Annotated in this window: 17 protein-coding genes; 1 reads left to right on the forward strand and 16 read right to left on the reverse strand. The window is 33.0% G+C overall.

Annotated elements, in window-relative coordinates:
- Positions 1 to 4: 4 nt before the first annotated feature.
- The 13 genes from SanaruYs_RS17425 to SanaruYs_RS17485 form a co-directional block, all read right to left on the reverse strand.
- Positions 5 to 1,135 carry a S8 family serine peptidase gene (locus SanaruYs_RS17425; protein ID WP_160118711.1) on the reverse strand — a complete coding sequence of 377 codons (1,131 nt, stop codon included), beginning with the start codon at positions 1,133 to 1,135 and terminating at the stop codon, positions 5 to 7.
- 1 nt (position 1,136) lies between these two features.
- On the reverse strand, positions 1,137 to 1,991 hold the full coding sequence (locus SanaruYs_RS17430) for a hypothetical protein (protein ID WP_127123887.1): 855 nt from the start codon (positions 1,989 to 1,991) through the stop codon (positions 1,137 to 1,139).
- Between the two features lie 6 nt (positions 1,992 to 1,997).
- Entirely contained in the window at positions 1,998 to 3,458 is a 1,461-nt protein-coding gene (locus SanaruYs_RS17435; protein WP_127123888.1) for a FlmE/OhkG family radical SAM/SPASM peptide maturase, read from the reverse strand.
- A 25-nt stretch (positions 3,459 to 3,483) separates the two neighbouring features.
- On the reverse strand, positions 3,484 to 5,406 hold the full coding sequence (locus SanaruYs_RS17440) for a S41 family peptidase (protein ID WP_127123889.1): 1,923 nt from the start codon (positions 5,404 to 5,406) through the stop codon (positions 3,484 to 3,486).
- Between the two features lie 32 nt (positions 5,407 to 5,438).
- Positions 5,439 to 6,353, reverse strand: a complete 915-nt coding sequence (locus tag SanaruYs_RS17445; protein ID WP_127123890.1) for a peptide arginase, FlmR/OhkR family — start codon at positions 6,351 to 6,353, stop codon at positions 5,439 to 5,441.
- A gap of 3 nt (positions 6,354 to 6,356) precedes the next feature.
- Positions 6,357 to 7,415, reverse strand: a complete 1,059-nt coding sequence (locus SanaruYs_RS17450; RefSeq protein ID WP_127123891.1) for a lysophospholipid acyltransferase family protein — start codon at positions 7,413 to 7,415, stop codon at positions 6,357 to 6,359.
- A gap of 42 nt (positions 7,416 to 7,457) precedes the next feature.
- Positions 7,458 to 8,933 carry a carboxypeptidase-like regulatory domain-containing protein gene (locus SanaruYs_RS17455; protein WP_160118712.1) on the reverse strand — a complete coding sequence of 492 codons (1,476 nt, stop codon included), beginning with the start codon at positions 8,931 to 8,933 and terminating at the stop codon, positions 7,458 to 7,460.
- Positions 8,934 to 8,966: 33 nt separating this feature from the next.
- Entirely contained in the window at positions 8,967 to 9,347 is a 381-nt protein-coding gene (locus SanaruYs_RS17460; RefSeq protein ID WP_127123893.1) for a hypothetical protein, read from the reverse strand.
- 87 nt (positions 9,348 to 9,434) lie between these two features.
- A complete protein-coding gene (gene flmA / locus SanaruYs_RS17465; protein WP_127123894.1) occupies positions 9,435 to 9,641 on the reverse strand; it encodes a FlmA family RiPP peptide in 207 nt (68 codons plus the stop codon).
- A gap of 56 nt (positions 9,642 to 9,697) precedes the next feature.
- Positions 9,698 to 9,907: a FlmA family RiPP peptide gene (flmA, locus tag SanaruYs_RS17470; RefSeq protein ID WP_127123895.1), complete on the reverse strand. Its 210-nt coding sequence runs from the start codon at positions 9,905 to 9,907 to the stop codon at positions 9,698 to 9,700.
- Between the two features lie 48 nt (positions 9,908 to 9,955).
- Positions 9,956 to 10,903, reverse strand: coding sequence for a JmjC domain-containing protein (locus SanaruYs_RS17475; RefSeq protein ID WP_127123896.1), 948 nt, complete (start codon positions 10,901 to 10,903; stop codon positions 9,956 to 9,958).
- A 36-nt stretch (positions 10,904 to 10,939) separates the two neighbouring features.
- Positions 10,940 to 11,854, reverse strand: a complete 915-nt coding sequence (locus SanaruYs_RS17480; RefSeq protein ID WP_127123897.1) for a cupin domain-containing protein — start codon at positions 11,852 to 11,854, stop codon at positions 10,940 to 10,942.
- Positions 11,855 to 11,892: 38 nt separating this feature from the next.
- Positions 11,893 to 12,837, reverse strand: coding sequence for a JmjC domain-containing protein (locus SanaruYs_RS17485; protein ID WP_127123898.1), 945 nt, complete (start codon positions 12,835 to 12,837; stop codon positions 11,893 to 11,895).
- Positions 12,838 to 13,406: 569 nt separating this feature from the next.
- On the opposite strand from SanaruYs_RS17485, the gene SanaruYs_RS17490 reads away from it, so the two are divergent.
- Positions 13,407 to 15,731 carry an alpha/beta hydrolase family protein gene (locus tag SanaruYs_RS17490; RefSeq protein WP_127123899.1) on the forward strand — a complete coding sequence of 775 codons (2,325 nt, stop codon included), beginning with the start codon at positions 13,407 to 13,409 and terminating at the stop codon, positions 15,729 to 15,731.
- Positions 15,732 to 15,814: 83 nt separating this feature from the next.
- On the opposite strand, the gene SanaruYs_RS17495 is transcribed toward SanaruYs_RS17490, so the two are convergent.
- From SanaruYs_RS17495 to SanaruYs_RS17505, 3 genes are read right to left on the reverse strand one after another with little or no spacing between them, the layout of a single operon-like run.
- A complete protein-coding gene (locus SanaruYs_RS17495) occupies positions 15,815 to 17,131 on the reverse strand; it encodes a patatin-like phospholipase family protein (protein ID WP_127123900.1) in 1,317 nt (438 codons plus the stop codon).
- Positions 17,132 to 17,135: 4 nt separating this feature from the next.
- A complete protein-coding gene (locus tag SanaruYs_RS17500) occupies positions 17,136 to 18,563 on the reverse strand; it encodes a ComEC/Rec2 family competence protein (protein ID WP_127123901.1) in 1,428 nt (475 codons plus the stop codon).
- Positions 18,564 to 18,573: 10 nt separating this feature from the next.
- Positions 18,574 to 20,472: a gluzincin family metallopeptidase gene (locus tag SanaruYs_RS17505; protein WP_127123902.1), complete on the reverse strand. Its 1,899-nt coding sequence runs from the start codon at positions 20,470 to 20,472 to the stop codon at positions 18,574 to 18,576.
- Positions 20,473 to 20,688: the final 216 nt, after the last annotated feature.

The raw sequence follows: 20,688 nt of genomic DNA on the forward strand, positions 1-20,688 counted from the left end.
TTTTCTAATTATTTATAGATTCTAACTTTGATTTCAAATTTCTAATCAGTTCGAAATTTGTATTAAGCAAATCACAAATAAAGGGATCTACTGCGACAATTTTTTTATTGTATTTTAGAAAGAAACTTATCAACTGATAACCGAAATAAATATTCGTGAGATAATGGTTTTTGAAATAGTTTCCTATAACTAAAGTATCAACTGTGTCAAAGAGTTTCACAGAGATTAATCCTTGAATAACTCGCTTTCCTGACTTCCTGCCGATATTACTTAAATGATTATTAGGATCAGTAGGATAACTCATTATCATTTTAACCCTTTGATGGGTGAATAAATCCACTACATTTAGGTCATCTATTGGAAAAACTAATAGATTCCCAGAATCTGGTAATTTAAAATTAAAAGCATTTCGATGTTGATCACAACTAAAGGGGTAGTGCATTGAGAGTGATTTAATACTCAATCTTCTTAATTCTTCCCTTAATTCATGTCGATCCATAAAAGTAAAATGTATGAGTATTTTACTTAAAATACCAGTAAAAGATGCTGTGGCATAACTCGTACCACCTCTGATAGTGTACTCACCATTTTCACTGATAATTCTTTGATGAATTCCCCTTGCCAAAATATTAATGTACCCGTCTCCCAAATATGTAAAATCAAAGGGGGAATGTAATAATCCTGTGCCAACACCATAGACATTTTCAAATGCTGCAGGGAAACAAAGTTTTTCATTACTAGGATGTGCGGAAGCTACAATTATTTTCCCGTTTAACACACAAATATCGCATGCCGAGCTCAAATCACTTGGAAAAATATCATAAAGAAATCCAAGACTAATATTGATAATCCGAATATCTTCCCTTTCAGCGCAGTAAAGTAATGCTTGAATTAATAATCCTACATTAATTCTTTGCTTTGATTTAAGTCGTATTGATATCAGCTTACATTTTGGCTCTATATAATGGATAACAGAAGCGACATTTGTCCCATGTGCCTTCAGATAATTCTCATTTGGAATAATAAAATCATCTTTTTCAAGACAAATGTCTACCTCTTCGTATGAATTACAAGATTTCAAACGCTCATCCAGAAAATTAACACCTTCATCAATAATAGCAACTCCAACTAACACTTTAATAATTCTTTATATACGCATAGTTCTTATCCGCTTGGTAGACCTTATCAATAATATTTAATAAAGAAAGAAACTTTTTATAATTTGTGCTGCCTTGAGAGACAAACAAATTATCATCTATCTTCTCACTAAAATCGAACAAAGTGATAGGTAAGCTGCAGAAATTTGAAACCTTTTGAAGTGCTGAAATAAGTACATCTAAAATCGGATTTTTATGACTGTTTATTAATCCTGGAAGCAATATTAATTTTATAGTCACATATCCTTTATCACTACCCTCGTTTGATAATGAAATCACAGATCTATTAATAGTTAGTTCTTTAATGTAGTAATGAAAACTGTAATTAGAATTAGAATAAGTGAAAAATTTTTCCAGAAAATCCATAAGTTCATCTGCTCTGATTATCAGATTAATTTGAAAAAATGATTTTGTGTTAAAGGGGATTTTAATAAAAGAATTTAGAATTTCGCAGGCCTCATTAGAATATGTCCAAATTGGGAATCCGGTAGAATTTATTTTACCCACTATATACTCAGCGTATCTAAAAGTATCAAATGTGTCGCCTGAGTTATAGTAATTTTGCCATTCCAGAATTTTTCTTTTCAAATCTATTACTATCTCACTATCTGGTGTCTCGGATTCTAGTTTACTAATTATCTGTTTACAAAATCTTCCTAATTTAAGATTTGCCTCATTCAATGGTAGGAAATTCTTTCGATTTTGACTAGCTGAGCTTTTTAGATCATGCAGCTTATTATAAAAATAAAACTGATTATGCTGTTCCGTGATAGTATCATGAAAAACATTATCAAAATAAACCAAAGATTTTACCGCTTCTTTAAAATCAGTCATGTATTCCTATTTATTTGAATGGGTTTGATGTTCATTAACTTTAGCCACCTTAAAAGATACCTTATCAGGATTCTCCAATTTCATTAAGTACATATCTTTGAAGTATTCGGGTAACTTTGTTTTCCATATTGTGCAGGGGAGTTTATCCTCTTTAATATCCGCAAGTGCATCATAAGCGCAAGATAATCCCCCACAAACAGGATTAAATTTACAAGTCTCGCAAATGGGGTGAACATTAGTTCTGGAATAGTTTAAATACTTTTCAAAATCCTCGGTGGACCAGCTTTTGAAAACATTTGTCCCGCTTGATTTTTTTGTGTCGTGAATAGTTTCCCAACATTTATGAATTGTACCTTCTGGATCAAAAGTAAAGAAGTAAGGAGATACGTAAGTAGCGCAATCAGATTGTTTATCTGGCAACATCCACAACATCTTTGCATTAAGGTCGCTATTTGTTTCTGCCCATGAGTTAAATCGAGATACTTTGAGCTTACTAAAGGAATTTTGAACATCAAAGAATTCATCCTTAGTCAAGTATTGCATCGTAGATGAATCTGCCCCAGGATAGGATCGCAACCATGCTAAAGAGAGGGAAAAAGACTTATGTCTTTGCGGCCATATACCGTAACTTTGTAAATCATCTAATAATCGCTCAAAAGTAGCCGCAACTCTCTTATCAGTATTAATCCTTATCGTAAGATCCATATCTTCGGGCATCATAGATATGTTCTCTAATATTTTTTCGTAATTCTTGCTGCGTGAATTCTTTAAGGGTCTATATACATCATGAACTTCCTTAGCACCATCTATAGTAACCTGCAAACTTGATACTTTGTATTTCTTTAACATCTGCCAAGTATCTGCATCTAAATAAATTCCATTTGTAATTATTGTAGCATCATATGGGATACTGTACTTATCAGATAAACTAATGAACTTTTCTGAAAGGTATTCAATGGCTGTCTTGTTAATTAAAGGTTCGCCGCCATACCAAGATATTGAAAGTGAGGACCATTTTTCAACAGGAGCAGATTGAATCATCCCTTCAATAAAAGAAACAATACCATCTAGTACACGCTCATCTCTAAGAGTTTTATTTGGTTTGACGTCTTCAAAACAATATGGACAACCCATATTACATAATATTGTTGTACCAATGGTCAAACCAATATGTCCGTTTGTTCTATACTTTCTACTTTGATTTTCAATATAATCGGTTCGATACTTTTTGATCTCGTCAATTTCATATTCAACAATGAAGCCATTGTTGAATAATTCTGATAATTCTTCAGTTATACTAGGGAAATCTGATAATTCAAAAGATCGCCCGTCTTTTAGCTTAGAAAAAACTAAACCTGTTTCTTTATTAAGAACATTTAATCCACCACTAACAATGTTATAGATTAAAAACTCATTTGTTTCCTCAATGGGAATAATCTCATTATAAAAACTCGATTTCAATTTCATATTGCATTATTTAGGTTTATTAATTTTACTCTGTCATTTGATTAAAAGATAAAACTGATTTTGCGGCCTTTAGAACTTTATCATCATAAGGTTTCAAATCTCTTGCATGTGTTTTCGAAACAAACACATCAGGTCTTATACCAATACCCTCTGAATAGTAAGTGCCTTCATAATTGTACCTTCTGATACTGGTATGAGCCAATACTGATAACCCGTTTGGATACCTGTACAAGGTGGGGCTTGCAATAGCTCCCATAGTGTTTTCATCACCAACAACAAAAACATTATTTCTGTCCCTAATACCAATCAAAAAAATCTCCGAGGCGCATGCCGTTGAAGCATCTACAAGTATAGCAACACTTAAATCTTCGAAAAATCTGAAATTCCTTTTCGCAGGAGTGATGATAATACTTTCTTTAAACCAAGGATATTCTACATTACCAATTTGCTTTAATTGGTTCAAAAAAAGAGAAAGACATGCATAGACGTCTGATCCGTAACCACCACCATTACCTCTAAGGTCTATGATTAAACCATTGGACTTTCTAATCTTATCTGAGTTATTCAAGATATGATAAAAATTATTACCTGACCAGTTATTAAATCTAAGGTAAAATGTAGAGTCATTTAAATATTTAGCCTCACCATGTTTTGTAACAAACCGTTGATCACGGGCGATTGAAATATTTAATGGCACTTTCACTTCTTTTAATTCACCATAAACTGAATTCAAATCTTCTAATCCTAACCTAAGGGTATCTTTGCCAAGTAAAAAATATTCATTATAATTCTCAATTCCTTTTTCTAAGGATTTTCCATTAACAGTCTGCACAATTGACCCGAGAGGAATAGATTGTTTCAATTTATCATTATAAACAGCTGCAATTACATGTTGACCTGCTACTTCCTTTATAGCTAATGGCAACTTAAGAGTTGGTAAACTAGCATCATCTGATTCATCAATATAAACAACCGCAAAATGAGGATCATTAATGTTGGTTTTAATAAAACCTTGAATCGCTTCAAAAAGATTCTTTGGGTTTTTAGTGTTGTGCGTAAAGATGCTATCCATTTTCAACTTAAGCTTACTCTTATTCAATCCTCTTTCAACATGAAAGGGGTATTTATCAATAAGAGCAACCATTAATTTTTTAAAATGAGTAGCTACTTCGGTGTCAGATATTTGAAAATCTACTGTGCTGGACAAGTAACCTTCAATTAATCCAAAACTTTCGAAAGTTGGTAAAGTACCATTATCAAACTGTTTGGAGCACCATAATGAATATTCATCAAACATTTTAGAGTATGAATATGAATTATTCATAATACTATCTATCCATGGAATATTTTGACCTATTTGATGGCTATAGTATTCTTGTATTGTTAGTTCACCAATAGTGAAATTTGAATGCGTTTTAAAAGAGGATTTTTGGTATATTATGGAAATGCTTCTAATTGTAATTTCCTTCAATTCATCCACCAACTTTGTATCACTTACATCCCAAGTTTCAACATAGGTAGAAGTTGGAGGTATAAATCCATTATCTGAAATACTAAATTCCTTCGCAAACCACCCACTATTTTCTACATGGAGAATGATTAAATACTTTGAAATATTTTTTACATGCAATGCTGTGGTTAACCTTAAACCTGATTTAGGGACTGATGGCTCATTAAGCGCAATTGATATTGAATAATATTCACCGCTATCCCAGCCAAAATGATCTTCGGCTAGGGAGATCAATTCTTTACTTTCTAGCTTATCATTAATCTCCACCCCAACGCAACTGTCATCCTTCGGAAAACAAAATTCTTTTTTATTTTGGATTCCACTCAGTGCATTGATTTTTTGCTTTGTAATTGACTTATAACTAATTGCTTTAGGTTGGGCTATTAAATTAATGCCCATACAAATAGTCAAAGCAAATATTGAAATTAGTTGATTCATGATACTTACAATACTTTTAAACTGGTATTGCTCTATTTAATTATTTCAGAAATATGTTTAATATCTACTTTCACAAACAATCCATTTAATCGCTTTAATAACTCTTTTTCTATAAATTCCCATTGATCATCGGGTGTATAGCCACTGAATCGAGACCTACATATCGTAATTATACTTGGCCGGATCTTTTGTTCCCTTATTTTAGCAATAGTCTCGTCCAATCTTGCTATGATTATATTCCTTTTCACCTTGAGGTGAGATTTATAATTTTGCTTCATTCGGTTGAGTATGAAGTAAAATCTACCTCCTTTTCTTTCTACTTGAACTTTACCAAAGTCAAAGAATCTAATTCTATGGTATTGTGAAGATAAAAATCTATGGTACTCCTTCTCTGTTATTTCAATTTGAAACTCCTTTTTTAAAGGATCTTGTATACAAGAAAAATAGTCCAGATCTATATCCAACACAACGTTACCAAGCTTACCAAGCTGATAAATATGTTGTTTGTAAAATCTATACTTTATTGCGTCATCTTCGACTGAACTCCTTTCGGAATTGCTTTTAAGTAAAAGAGACATACGACCACTAGACAATTTTTTTCCGTTTCTTTTAAAAGAGCGAACATAAAGATTGATACTACGTTGGTTAGTTTTATTATGCTTCTGTCTAATCCAATATACCTTATTAAATATCTTTTGATAAATGGATGGTATAATGAAAGATGCAATGTTTAGTTCACGATAAACAAAATCAGAAATTCTTTTTAAATCAGTATTAACTGTTCTGATTGCAGTATCTAAATTAGGCGAGGCCATATCTGAGTGTTCATCAATATGGATTAAAGTGTTATCAGTACGATTAATGAGTTTATGCTTTATGGCATAATGCCATACATAAAAAGCTTCATGGTGCTCCTCAACAATATATATCGGAATATTTATACTCATAACCTAGATAAGAACTTGTTTAATAAATAAATCCCTTGTCAAACTGGGGTTACTCATATTAAGATTAGAAATTAATCTTTGTCTTTCATCGATTGATGTCTTATGTGAAAAAACATCTTTAAGTTCATCGTCAATTGATATCATGCTGTAATTCTTTCTATCAAAAAGATAGAACTTACTTTCAAGCTTCAAAGGGCAAAACCGATCAGAATTAAAAGAATACTCTGGACCAAGATTTTTGTTAATATTATTCTCATCGTCGTCTCTAAAATACTCTAGGTCGGTCCAATTGTGAACGTATAGCCAATTTGACCACTGTGTTGGGAATTTCATTACGTGTTCTTCAAAATGTTGGAATATTTTGTCAATAGCCTTTATGCAAAATGTTTCCTTATCGCCTTCATTAATTAAAAATGGTTGATAGAATTTTATATAATTTAATCCATCAATTGAATAATTAAGAACTAAAACAATTGGTGCTTTTAGAAGATATGAAATATATGCCAATCCCTTCCTAACTTTTACTCGACCCTTCAAAAAGTTGACTGATAGCATATTACTATTGTTTTTTATCTGCCCTCCAATTCCCTTATTACCATCTAAATATGCAACTGTAGCAGTACCTTTTCGAATTTGTCTTAAGACATTAAAAATGGAACCATCCCGTTCAACATTAACCATCTCCAACTTGCAACCATTTTTATATTTTGTATTATATAGTTCAGACAATTCATTGTAATCACTATTTTTTACGCTTTCTGTATCAGATAAAACATTTACTTCTCTTCCTAACTTTAATAATAATGTTGAAAGCATATTGTATGAGCCAGTATGAAAAGTTACATAGATAAGTGGATTAGTTTTAGGCTGATCCAATACCTTGAATTCATCTTCTACTATTAAATCATCAACTTTAAATGTCATTGCATCTTCATGAGCCTTCAAAGCATTGGCAACGGCTCCTTTATAGATATCGATGTGCTTCTCAAAATCTGTATCTCCTAAGAAGTTATAGAGATTTGCAGATGTTGACGCATATCGGAGGATATTTTTTGCTAGCATAACAACGAGATTAGTTTCACGAATAAAATTAAATAACCAAAATCAATAGCTAATTAAAAGGTTAAAAGCTCGGCAAGTCTCTTCACGTTTGCTCCAATCATTGTTATTTACTTCTCTGACATAACTTGTTCCAACACCAAGCGTGAAATACAGGTCCTTAGGCTTTTTGTCTAGAGTGATTCCCTTAATTGCTTTAAGTGTTACAAGAACATCCCCTTTTAAATAAATATCGTACGGCGCAAGGCTAAATTCTTGCCACCCTTTACTTTTTCCAATTTTGAATTTTATACCCTGATTAAGATTACTTAATAATTGGCCATTATCATCAAGTTGATATAAATTCAATTCAAACAGAATACTATCAAAAGAATTATATTTTAGATGAAAATTAAATTTATCCAATCTATACAAATCACTTGGGCCTTTAAGTAATGAGCCAACTTCATTTGTTGGCTCATGTATAAAACCTGAACCACCGTCCGTGGACTTAAGACTATTAACGATTCCAATTTTTTCCTTCTTTTTTCCAGTCCAAAGATCATTTGGCTTGTTATTTCTTACAACAAATACATTATTATTTACTTGTGGTAATACATTACTAAAGGAAGCGACCTGGGAATTACCATTTTCAACATTTACTGTGTGCTTAACTACGATGTCTTCATTAATTGAATCTATTACAATACCTTTAAAATGGATGGCGGGCGCGGAGGAACCTTCTTGTCTTGACCAATAACCTTGTGGTGACGATCTGTAAATGCTGATTCCAGGTTTATTTGGCGTACGAGATATGGTTAACATTTCACTTTTATCTCTTACACCCCATGAATTAATCCATTCAATAGAAGCACCGAAATCTTGTTTAAGATTAATTGAAAATTTCCTTAAGTCTAGTTTATACCATCCTTTGGATTGATAAACTGTAAATAAGATATCTTTTGTAAGCAACTCATCTTTTGGTGAAAACCTTTCATCTAATGAGTATAAATGAAGTCTCAGTAATGAACTATCGTAGGCATTTTTTTCAATGTGTATAAATAGTTCTTCAAGAAGAATTTCTTTGTTAATGTCAAAAAGCAGTCCAATACTTTTACCAATTCCTGCATTTTCAAGTCCACTCCACCCATTAAATCCTTTAAACCTACTAGTCTTAGAATCGCCCAGAAAAATATTCTCAGGATTATCTACGATTTCAATTCCTTCCAGCAAGTAGCTCTTTTCTGATAATTCAAAAACATGGTTGCTTTTTGATTTGAAGATAAAGCCATTTATTGAAATGGGCTCATATCCTAGTATACTAACAACCAAAGTATCAGAATCATTAATATTTGAAATGTTTAGTGTAAAATTCCCATCCCTATCACCTACAGAACCAATATTCTTTCCAATTACACCGATAGTACAATATCCAATAGAAACTTTTGAAGCCTTATCAATAAATTTACCTGAAACAAATTGGCTAAAGGAAGCTGTATTACAAAAAAGAATAAATAGTATTAAACAAAATCTTCTATTCATAAACATTATCACAAAATAAAAAATGGTTATAAGCTATTTAGTGCTAGAGCGTTTAGCTTTCAATTTATATAGGAAATTATCCCCCTTAACTTCTACTGTTGCGATCAGAGAATCACCTTTGATGAAACATGAGATTACGGAACTAGTCTCTTCAATATCCGAATTAAATATTATTCTATTTTCACGAATTCTTACAACATCTAGTTTAAAAACCTTACCAGCTTTATTTACAATTTTACCTTTGTAGGATTCACCAGCCTTCGATAAAAAAATACTGCCATAAAAGTTGCCATAAGGTGTATCCTTAACTTGATAAATCCAGGTGCCAGAATAATCAAGTTTAGTCTGATAAATTGCACTTATGTAAAGTAAGCAAATCGAGACAAATACAAGTGGAATCAAAACCCTCTTCATGTTATTAATATTTCATTTATAATGCCGATATAACACTCGTTATACCGGCATTAAGTATTATAAAATAGATATTCTAAAATTTAACTTCTAGAATAAAACATCATCATTATCACCTGCTGATGTAAACCCACCGTCTAATGTAGAACTCTCTGCATTACAACCTCTAGGTCTTCTATCAAAACTAGTACATAATGATTCGAGCTCCTCAAGGGAAACTTCTTTTCCATCGATTGTCCTTCTAGTTTTAATCGATGGCTCGATCAATTGTTTGTTTTTTAAATCTTGATTTTTCATAAATTAAATTTTAAAAGAATAATTACATTTTTAAATAGTCTTGACAATTTCCTAACTTAAAATAAAACATCATCATTGTCGCCTGCAGAGGTAAAACCACCATCTAGCGTGGAACTCTCTGCATTACAACCACGAGGTCGTCTATCAAAATTAGTACATAGTGATTCTAGCTCTTCTAGAGAAACTTCTTTGCCATCTATGGTTTTGCGCACCTTGGTGGCAGGCTGAACCAATTGGTTTCGTGATAATTGATTTTCATTTTTCATAATTTTAGTTTTTGTTTAACATTAATTAAATATTACTATATATAGCTATTATAGTTCTAGGTGTTTGGAGAGTTCAGGCATCTTGAATTTAAATCCTTCCTCAGTAGATTTCTTGACATTCTCTTTTTTAGTAAAAGTTGCCAATTTTTCTAAGGTCAATTCTCGCTCAACAAATTCACATAAATCGTTAATAAATACTTCCCTCTTTTCTTTATCTTGATAAATAGATAAATCCAAATTACTCCTGAAGTAAGCACTCTCTTTCAAAACGCTTTTCAAATAATTCTCAATTGTAGCGAGCCAAGTAACATTAACACAACCAAAAGTAATATGAGTAGAAACTTCATTTGTCGTAATAACTTCATGAACGAACCCACGCGGAAAATAGACTGTATCCCCTGCCTTTAATTCTACCTCATGTAATAGTTTCAATTTTGAGAAATCATATTGCCTCTGGTTTTGAGGTTCTAAAGGAAGGTATTCAGCATATTCGAAAATTTTCCATTTTTTACTTCCAGAAATTTGTACGATAAAAAGGTCATGTTCATCAAAATGTGCGTCAAAACATTGGGAGTAGCTTGGAGTTATGAAAATATTAGCACCAGCTTTTGAATTAAGACTATCTCCTATACTCTTGACTAAATCATTTATGGGTTTCCAAACCCTCTGACTAAAATTAACTAATAGAGTAGCTTTATCGTTTGAAAAAAGATTTAATGCTTTGGGTAGGTCTAAACCATTCCTAATAACTACGTTTTGCTCAAGTGAAGTCTTAAGATATTCTGATGAATATATCTTCCTTTTGGAGTTAGACATACTTACCTCAATTTTACCCAAAGAATTGCCTCGATGGAGTATAGTATCAAGATCACTTAATGTCAAAAGTTCATCAAAATAAAAGGGATTATTACGCTGTATGACAAGCGGCCTTTTCTCAAAGTAATCATTGAGAAAGCTTTCCTTCGAAATTGGGCTAATTAAACTTTCAAAATTCATTCAAAAAGTCATTTTTAGGATATCACACTTATTCAATTAATCTAGAAGTATCGAACTTACAAACGATTTTACCGGAGCTTGTTTTTGATTATAGGTTTTGAAGGAACCTTGCTTAATATTAGTGATTAAATCCCTTTTAATTTCGTAAAAGAGAGACTCCTTATTTGATATACCTTTCAAATCTAAATTCCAAAAACACTCTCTCATTGTGTTAATCCTCTCACCTGCACTTCTTACCTGATCTACTGCAATTTTTAAATTAGTAGGCCTGTAAAGGTTGACTATCAATTCTGCATATTCGGTTAAGGACGAGTTTGATTTAACAATATAGCCCTTGGGAACAAAGAGCATATCTCCAGGACGTAATTCGGTTTCTAAAATTTTAAACTTATTATCCAGACTAAATTTTACTGAATCGCAAAGCGGAATTGGCGATTCAACTACACTATCAAAGATATCGATTCTTTGCGTTCCGAAAACTTGGTAGTATAATTGGTCAAATCCAAAATAATTTGCACTCTTAGGTATGCAATCATTTGGAACGATATTTAGAATAGTTTTTGTTGAACAATATAGTGCAGATTCAATTTTATCAATAAGCGAAAAACCAGACGGTAACAAATCACGAAAAGATGGAAATGAAATGGCGTATTTTGATTTATGGTAATATTGATCGATTACATCTAGCAAATAACCAATCCTTATGTTAAGATTTCCATTTCTTGTATTAACCGTGTATATATTTTCATCTAGTCTTCCTGTTTCGTTAATGAGTTCTAATTGAACATTTACTGAACCAGAAATATCGTTAATTATGGATTGAATTACATCCTTATTTAGAGATTCACTTAAACCTAGACTGGCAGAATTTAATAATCCGCTTGCCAATAATAATTGATAAAAAGAATCTACTTCTTTATCAAATTTTACAGAATTGAATTTTTTATTCATTTAAAACTATGTTAACGCTTAAAATTTCATTATTAGCACTAAACCTTAGATGACAATACCTGATTTAGGATTGAGACTTCCTCTTTTATTGGTTTATACTTTGTAGAAACTTGCTTAACATTTTCAATATTTATGGCATTTATGATTTCATTCTGTATAAGCGAAATTTTGTCGTCTAAACTTACACTTGATTTTAGATCATCTACGAAAAATCCACTCCTTAAAATTTCTGAATTAACTGCCAACTTTGAAACACAATCTAGTATTATCCTAGCCCATGTCGTATTGTAAATTCCCAAAGTAATATGGGCAGAAATATCATTGCTCGTCATCGCCTCATGAACAAACCCTTTAGGTATATATATTAAATCACCCTGTTCTAATATAAAATCATAGGCGGGAACGATATCAGTGGAATCATATGGGACACTAGGCTGGGTTCCAAGTGGTAGAAAAATAGGATTGTCATAAATTTTCCATCGTTTTGATCCATGAACTTGAATTATGAAAACATCATGGGTATCATAATGAGCTTCAAAACCTTGAGAATTAGGAGGAGATATGTAAATATTTGCGCCAGAAGAGCACATCAATTCCTGATTAACAAAATTTGAAAGACTGAGAATGGAAGGCCATACGTTAGAAACTTGTTCTAGTATAATAGTAGCCCCATGTTTATGGAATAGTTCACTTACCTTACGTGGATTAGACTTTACTTTTACTTCCACATTCTGAATTTTACTAACATTTGAATATTGCTTTTCAAAAATTACCTTTTCAGCTGAAGCCATTCTTAAATCAAAGCTTCCGAGACTACTCATATTTGAAGTAATGAAATCTAATTCTTCGAATGACATTAATTCATTGTAATAATTACTGTCATTTCTTGAAATAATGAGTGGCTTATTCTCTAAAAATTTGCCAATAAAATCTGACTTAGTATAAGGATTTATTAACCAAGCCAAATCATTTTTATTCTTCATAAGATTCGATCTAAATAATATTTAAAAACTTGTTTTCCGTAACAAATAATTCTCAACATTTTCTTCAATAGAATACATAGATACTGCAAGTGAATTAGCAAAATAAATTCTACATCGTCTTAAGTTAAATAGTGTGTTCAATTATTTCCTCGTCTAATGAATTGCATGCACAACAACAATTTGAATCCTTTTCTATATTGAAAAGTTATATACTTACATTTAATTGGTAATTGAAATAACGAATAAATTTTTATTATGTCAATACCTTAATTTTAAGGTATTGTCCATCCAGTGGTAAAATTTCAATCACTTATTGAAATTGTAGGTTAAATTACAACCATTGCTTTAAGCGAGTAAAGATTATTTTGAACCTTGAACTAATTAATATGAAAATTGGACTAATAGATTGACCCTATAAATTGATCACACTTATCTGATATCAAGTATCATATAAAATTCTACCGAGGAATGAGTAGAAATACCTAACATTCACTGAGGTTTAAGACGTATAAATTCTAAACTTTAATGAAAATATCATTTGTTATAATTAGAATAAACATCTCCCAAATATGACTTTTTATAAAAAGCCAGAAAAAATTATCTCATCATTTTTTGAAGAACCTATAAACAGAAAATATCTACTCTCCGAAAATAAAAGATGGTTGATCATTCTTGAGGGAATAAAATTCTCAAGAATTGAAGATATTTCCCAACCAAAAGTTGGTCTGGCTGGAATAGAAATTCAGACAAAAACATTTACCAGATATAAGTCAACGTTCTTTTCAAATATTAAACTTATAGAAGTTGATAGTAGAAAAGAGTTTATTATTAATAATTTACCAAATCGGATCAAAATTAATAACGTCTCTTTCTCTCCAGACAGCAGTAAAATCGCTTTTCAGCAGAATGAGCCAGATAAATCTATTCTATGGCTTATCTCAATTAATGAATTAAATGCATATCAGGCATCTGAATATCCACTGCACACGATTTTCAACAATGGATATACATGGGTAAATCAGAACATGATAATCTATTTGACACCTTTGAATTTTGGTAAAGAACCTCAAAATAAGAATTTAATTCCGAATGGTCCTCTTGAGTATAACTCCATTGAAGGATTTGATATTCGCAAATCAAATAAGGATTTTTTAAAAAATGAAAATGATGAGTTTCTGTTTGAATTTTACGGCATGTCGCAAATGATGAAACTTATTGATTCATCAACTAGTATTAGGATTTATCCACCATCGATAATTTCATCATTTTCAGTTTCACCTGACAATAATTATATATTGATAAAAAGTTTGTATAAACCATTCTCATACACAACTAATTTTGAATTGTTCCCATCTAAAATAGAGATAATTGATCAATTGGGGAAATTAGTCTGTGAACTTCATAAAAGTAAAGCTTATAATAAAGTTAAAATAAGTTATAGTTCTACAACCTATGAACCGCGTGATCACGGATGGCGAAGTGATAAACCAGCAACAATTTTCTGGATTAGAGCAAAAGATTCTAATAACCAAGATTTACAAACTATTGACCAAGATCACATATTTAATCTAGATGCACCCTTTAATACTGAAGCTGAGAAAATAGCCTCACTACCATTGAGGTTTGGTGGTATCTATTGGGGTAACCAAGATATTTCTATTGTCTATGAATGGTGGTGGGAAACAAAAAAACTTCAGATATACCATTTAAATCCCCAAACAGGAGATAAAAAAACTATGGATTTTATAAGACCATTTGAAAATTCAACTATAGAGCTTGGGAAACCATTAACGATTCAAAACAATTTAGGTCAAAAGGTTTTACTCTTTGATGAAGATAATTTCGTGTATTTTATATGTAAAACTGTATTAAATCAAGTTGAGTTCTCAATTCTACAAAAAATATCACTTAAAAATGATAGCTCAGAAATTATCTGGAAGAGTAACGAGAATTATAAAGAAAACTTCATCGATTTTATTGACATAGAAAATAATGAGATATTGGTATCTAGAGAGTCCAATTATGAATATCCAAATCTTTTCATAATTAATATTGTAACAGGCCAAGAAAAAAATTTAACCAACTATCAAAACTTACACAAAAATTTCGATAAGATTAAAAATCAAGTTTTAAGATATAAGAGAAGTGATGGTGTTTCACTTTCAGCAGAAATCTTTTTACCTGAAACATTCAGAATTGGAGATCCTCCATTACCAACTTTAATTTGGGCGTACCCCAAAGAATATAAAGATAAAAGCAGCGCAGAAAATAAAAGTCAATCCTGGAATAAATACTTTAAAATTAATTGGGATAGTCATTACCCTTTGGCATTAAAAGGTTATGCTATAATCATCAATGCAAGCTTCCCTGTCCTTGGTGATTCTGACAATGAACCCAACGATTCCTTTATTGAGCAAATAACCATGAATGCAAAATCATTAGTAGAATACGCTAATAATTGTGGATATATAGATCCTAATAGAATAGCAATTGGAGGGCATAGCTACGGTGCATTTTTAGCGGCAAATTTAATGGTGCATACCAAATTATTTAAGGCTTGTATTGCAATTAGTGGCGCCTATAATAGATCTCTTACTCCGTTTGGATTCCAAAATGAAAATAGAACTTACTGGAAAGCTCAAGAAGTCTATCAAAAATTATCACCCTTCAATTACGTTAATTTACTATCTGGCAAAATTCTACTAATGCATGGAGAGTTGGATAATAATCCTGGAACGCCTACGCTTCAAAGTGAAAGATTCTATCAAGCGATTATTGCTAATAATGGTGAAGCAAGGCTAGTTATTTTTCCTAATGAGGGTCATACATTTCATTCCCAAGAGTCTATTTTGCATATGATGTGGGAAATCGAACAATTACTTGAAACCTTGTAGAAGAGAGATTTTTACAATCTGAATTACTTTCAGAAAAGGCTTAAATTTTATCATTAAAGACCCCAATTAGAATCCAGTGATTCCTACACCAAAATTGATGGGCAGTATAATTTAATCTGAAGTTCAGCCAAAATTTCAGATTGATTAACTAGCGCTCTAATTTGAGTATCTGATAATGCTGTTAGGTTAGTACCTACTTTACGTGCTATCTCTAATTTTGAATTTTCTTGCTTTCGCTTTAATAACTCTTTATATCCTACCCTTTCCTCCATGTAAGTCAGAATTGCAGACTCATTATGTGGATCAAGATACTCCATGGGAATTTGGTGTGCCTCAATAAGGCTTTGCTTTATATTTTTGTTACTAAGATTATACACAAATCCAGGAATACATTCTTCTAAATCCCATCCAAGCGAAATGAATACAATTTCATTTTCTTTGGTTATGACATCATTATACAGATTATCCATCATCTGCGTCTTTTTAATCCGATTCATGAAAATATCCACAGTCCGGACTAATAGTGTAAAAACATTCTTATAAGAACTCTGAAAAGGCATTTTGTTGCCTGCATCGCTAGTGATAACAATATTACAATTGTATGCGCTGGTTTTAGAAGTAAGCTTGTGCATTCCCTGGTTATCAAACACCCCACCATCAATTAATCTAGGTTTCACTCTCTTCATATCTGCTACATCAATAAAAAACTGAGCAGATATTGGGATCGGGGTAAATGCAAAAGGTACACAACTTGAAGCCATTACAGCTCGAGATATTGGAAATCCCTTCGGTGTAAATTTAATAGGGGCTCCTTTGAATGAGTAATCATAAGTAGAGTCAGCCATTCTATATTTAGAAAATGTAAACTGCCTACCAGTTTCGAGATTGGTGCTATTAATTGCCAAAATTGGCTCATCTGGAAGCTCAGGTAATGTTAAACCTTCAAAGAAAATATCATTATAAATTCTTTCAATAATACTACTTACAGGAAAAATGCTAAACTGATGAAATATAATCAAAAGTAGAAACGCCAATGCCATAAGTATACTAATCCAAGGATAACTCGTAAACTGGAAATATACCATAAGACCAAGCCATAAAGTGAGACATATTCCAATCACAATAAATGTAAAAGATGTGAGAATACGCTTCACTACCCCTTTTTTAAGCTTTAGAATAAAATTCGATTCGAATTCAGGATAAGATTTTGTTTGACTTGCTAGTACATAAGCGGCACCTACGATTGAACCTCCTGAGACGGTTGAGAGGACAGTAATTTTTTTAAGGATATTCAATTTATTCATTGTCCTTAATGTGCCAAGATGAAAGGCGGCTGCGCGATAGCCACCGCCTGACAATGCTAAACCGAGTCGGGCTGCAGGTTTTTCATTCTCTTCCATTTGATTATTCTACTATATATTCAACAAATAAAGGAGTGATTTTTACTTCTCCTACTTTACTCCACGCGTTTTTAACTTCCTTATCGCCTTTTGGATTACATCCCTCTGCAAAGCCCTCATCCATACGGAGAACCCGATTATCAGTCTTTTCCTTCAAGCGTTGAAAAAGATTCTGTGCAGGCATCTTCCAGCCATTTGTCTTGGAAATATTTGGATCAGATTTATCAACGGGTATCATAGCTACTAGCTCGTCACTAGTCATTTTTTCAAAGGCATCCTTCAGAGTTGAATTATGGCTACCATGGTGACCAACCTTATAGAGTGCAGTTCGAGAGAGTAAACTTTCTGTGGTCGTATTCTTGTCTTTAAATTTTATATCTTCCCAAGAAAGCCAATTACCAATTTGAGCATCGCCAGCAAAAAGGAGCACCTTGCCACTTTTGACTAACTCAATAGCTAAAACAAGGCTACTATTATTAGTAAATGTATCCATGTACAAAGCCAAGCGAGCCGCTTGGTCTAACCAATCGTTGTCAATATTTCGCCATGCATTATGCCGCGATTTATACACACTGTCGACCTTTGACATTGCCTTTGAGAATTGTCTACTCTGGCTTAATTGAACCTTAAAACTTGCATTAAATGGAAATTGCTCTTCTTCTTTATCTAAACTTGAGGTCTTATTGTTTAATGCACGCAAAAAATGAAAGGCCATCATATTCAGGCTATGTAATTTATGATCATACGATTCATCCTTTCTGGGATCTTTACGATATAGTAAATCTTCGTCCTTCGGAGGTCCAAGCACATGAACTCGAATTGCAGATAATGGAATACCAGGAATTTGTTTCAATTCACCAGGAGACAAGTATTTCACTGGTTTCTCCCCAATTGATTTAAGAATTTTAATGCCCTGCGCTGGTAACTTTGGTGCAGCACCAAAAAAGCCCATAACATCATCAATCAACTGATGAGTCGCATGCATTTTAAGAGCCGTTTGATTTGAGGCAAGACGACCAGTTTTAGTTTTAGCCAATTCTGCTAATTTCTGAGATGCTTCACTTAATTGGTTTCTTAAATTCAAATGATTTTCCTCAATACGACTTGCCTGCTTATTTCTTGGATTGTCAAGCCAAGACAGCCAAACTTGATCAATGCCAATTTGTTCAAACATATCTTCTGCATGTACAAATCCACTGATATGATCATTATGTTGGTGTGTGGCAACCACTATATCTAGACCATTGGATTTAACTTTATCTTGTATGTCCGCAACAATTTTTCTAATTCTTTCTTTTGATTCTTCTCCATTACGAAATGAACCGCAATCAATGAGCATATGCTTTAAAGTATCTTCGTGCTTAATAGATAGCAAGAAACAGTCTCCAAGTTCTCCCATCTTGTACATTTTTACACTTACGCTAGTTGCCATGTGTCAAAGTTTAATGTGAATGAAAATGAAGTTGTTTGAAACTTATGTCTTGTGGATCCATTTGTTCCGATTGATAAGTTGAAAGATTCATGCTAAAGTCCTCTTGGGATTTTTGGTAGGCGACTTGCATATCGAACCTACGCTGACTTCGAATGTTTTTAAGAATCACGTACTCCACTTTTCTAAGATTTCCAAGACTTAGAATTAGCATACACCCGCCCCTGAAGATAATTTTTTCCTTACCTCGAACCGGCACCTTGACTGTCTGCGATAAAGAGATGATCACTTGTTGAATTTGCCTTCCCTCCCTTCCTACTCTATACGTAGGTCTTATCTGGTGAACTTGTAGCGGTGGAGCTTGCAGCGTGTGTGTTTTACCATCAAATCGTAGTTTAATCGGTTCCGAGGTTAGACCCAATTTATTCATTAACGATTCCTCCCATTCGTCTTTATTGAATTCGGGATTTTCACCACCTAGGAAGTCGTGTAGCTTTGCTTGTAATTTTTTACTGGCAGAATGTATCTCCTTTCGATCAGTAAGCTTGAGCAGGTCATTTACGCCAGGTTCTAGAAAGTCAGCAATCGTCTGAAAAGCTGCATCCTCTGATTTTGTAAAATTAGGTCTTGACCACCGTAGGCTTTCAACTGACATAGTATTAACCCTGTCTGGAAAGATTCCTCTGGCTCTAAATGCCTCGATCAATGCAATCCGATAACCATTTTCATCCTCAGGAGCTATATCAAGATCTGCTGAAATAAGCGCGCGTAGGTAATTACCAAAAGTTATGTCAAAAGGTGGACAGTAATCTAAGGCTCGAATACAAATATGTAATAAATGTTCCCCTATTTCACAGGCCTCAGAAGCCAAACGTTTGACAAGATCGTGGTTGATACTTCCTTGTGGAAGGATACCTGAACCATTGGTAGCAATTCTAATAAGATCTTGTGTTTTGTGCTGATAGATCCTTTGGAATGCATCAAAAATTGTTGCAACTAAAAGAGAACCTCTATCGTGTGGTTCCTTCGTCATTTTATAGTCAGTAGGATTAGGTTCGAGTTTTTCCCATTTTCCTGTTTGAGGATTTATTTTTCCAATAGCACCTCGAAGTGCACCCCTTTCGTTTTCAATGGCTTGACCAAATTGAGTTGCTAATTCCCCTAAAACACTGAATCGATCAAGGCGTCCTTCTGTAATTGCTAGTTGATGTTGAACTAATTCAGGAAAAGTGAATCGTTGTAAAAGAGCTACAATGTCTGAAAAGCCTTCGTGAAAGGCTCCAACGTCTGGATTTGTATTTTCAATAAATCGATTATGAATTGAATCGAGTATCGCGTGGGTAGTCTCGTGTGCTACAATATCAGGCGATAAACAAGTAAATACAACACCACCTGGATAATTTGTGCCATTCGATTGGTCTGATGCAGTGAAGTAACCGAAAAGCAGGGCAATTTTATCAGGATCGTAATAAGCATTGGCATCTCTAAGGGCATGGGGATGTACCCGAAGCTTTTCAACATACTGTAATTTTATACTCCCTGCATCTTTGAAATCCCTATCACGCCATATTATTTTTCTACCTAAAGCATGCTCGAAATGATGGATAGTTTTCATTACCACTGCATACACCATTTGCTGATGAAATTGTGGATTACCCTCACTTGGTGTAAGTCCTCCTTGACTCAAAACATTTTGCGCGTTTAAATCAATGGGCTCGTAGTAGCAATCACTCGCAGGATCTATATCAATAACTTCCACATACTCACCAATCGGTCCAGGCAGAACTTGTTCCCAACGAATTTTGTAATTCACTTCGTTTATAGTCATTGTGCTTAACTGTGTACTGAATCCTGGGTCAAGCGCATAACCACGTAAATAACGGTAGTACGGATTATCTGTTAGAGCATTCATAAAGGGGGTTTTTAATGTTGCTGCAAAACGAAAAAACGAATGAAAGACCTGGGAGATCCTCCAATCACTTAATTAAATATATTAAAAAGAAAATAATTTAAAAAGAGCTTAAAAGAAAATTTAGAGATTACACCTATGGATACCTCACGAAATTTTTCAAAAATGTAAACAAGGACTCCAAAGCTTCGAAAATCCTAAAGGTGAAAAGGTGCCTGC

Source organism: Chryseotalea sanaruensis (assembly GCF_003990915.1).
Classification (GTDB): Bacteria; Bacteroidota; Bacteroidia; order Cytophagales; family Cyclobacteriaceae; genus Chryseotalea; species Chryseotalea sanaruensis.

What these genes read in the sequence shown, in the direction of transcription:
- SanaruYs_RS17430 (WP_127123887.1), bottom strand. Translation starts at nt 1,991, where the DNA reads ATGACTGATTTTAAAGAAGCGGTAAAATCTTTGGTTTATTTTGATAAT.
- SanaruYs_RS17435 (WP_127123888.1), bottom strand. Translation starts at nt 3,458, where the DNA reads ATGAAATTGAAATCGAGTTTTTATAATGAGATTATTCCCATTGAGGAA.
- SanaruYs_RS17440 (WP_127123889.1), bottom strand. Translation starts at nt 5,406, where the DNA reads ATGAATCAACTAATTTCAATATTTGCTTTGACTATTTGTATGGGCATT.
- SanaruYs_RS17445 (WP_127123890.1), bottom strand. Translation starts at nt 6,353, where the DNA reads ATGAGTATAAATATTCCGATATATATTGTTGAGGAGCACCATGAAGCT.
- SanaruYs_RS17450 (WP_127123891.1), bottom strand. Translation starts at nt 7,415, where the DNA reads ATGCTAGCAAAAAATATCCTCCGATATGCGTCAACATCTGCAAATCTC.
- SanaruYs_RS17455 (WP_160118712.1), bottom strand. Translation starts at nt 8,933, where the DNA reads ATGAATAGAAGATTTTGTTTAATACTATTTATTCTTTTTTGTAATACA.
- SanaruYs_RS17460 (WP_127123893.1), bottom strand. Translation starts at nt 9,347, where the DNA reads ATGAAGAGGGTTTTGATTCCACTTGTATTTGTCTCGATTTGCTTACTT.
- flmA (WP_127123894.1), bottom strand. Translation starts at nt 9,641, where the DNA reads ATGAAAAATCAAGATTTAAAAAACAAACAATTGATCGAGCCATCGATT.
- flmA (WP_127123895.1), bottom strand. Translation starts at nt 9,907, where the DNA reads ATGAAAAATGAAAATCAATTATCACGAAACCAATTGGTTCAGCCTGCC.
- SanaruYs_RS17475 (WP_127123896.1), bottom strand. Translation starts at nt 10,903, where the DNA reads ATGAATTTTGAAAGTTTAATTAGCCCAATTTCGAAGGAAAGCTTTCTC.
- SanaruYs_RS17480 (WP_127123897.1), bottom strand. Translation starts at nt 11,854, where the DNA reads ATGAATAAAAAATTCAATTCTGTAAAATTTGATAAAGAAGTAGATTCT.
- SanaruYs_RS17485 (WP_127123898.1), bottom strand. Translation starts at nt 12,837, where the DNA reads ATGAAGAATAAAAATGATTTGGCTTGGTTAATAAATCCTTATACTAAG.
- SanaruYs_RS17490 (WP_127123899.1), top strand. Translation starts at nt 13,407, where the DNA reads ATGACTTTTTATAAAAAGCCAGAAAAAATTATCTCATCATTTTTTGAA.
- SanaruYs_RS17495 (WP_127123900.1), bottom strand. Translation starts at nt 17,131, where the DNA reads ATGGAAGAGAATGAAAAACCTGCAGCCCGACTCGGTTTAGCATTGTCA.
- SanaruYs_RS17500 (WP_127123901.1), bottom strand. Translation starts at nt 18,563, where the DNA reads ATGGCAACTAGCGTAAGTGTAAAAATGTACAAGATGGGAGAACTTGGA.
- SanaruYs_RS17505 (WP_127123902.1), bottom strand. Translation starts at nt 20,472, where the DNA reads ATGAATGCTCTAACAGATAATCCGTACTACCGTTATTTACGTGGTTAT.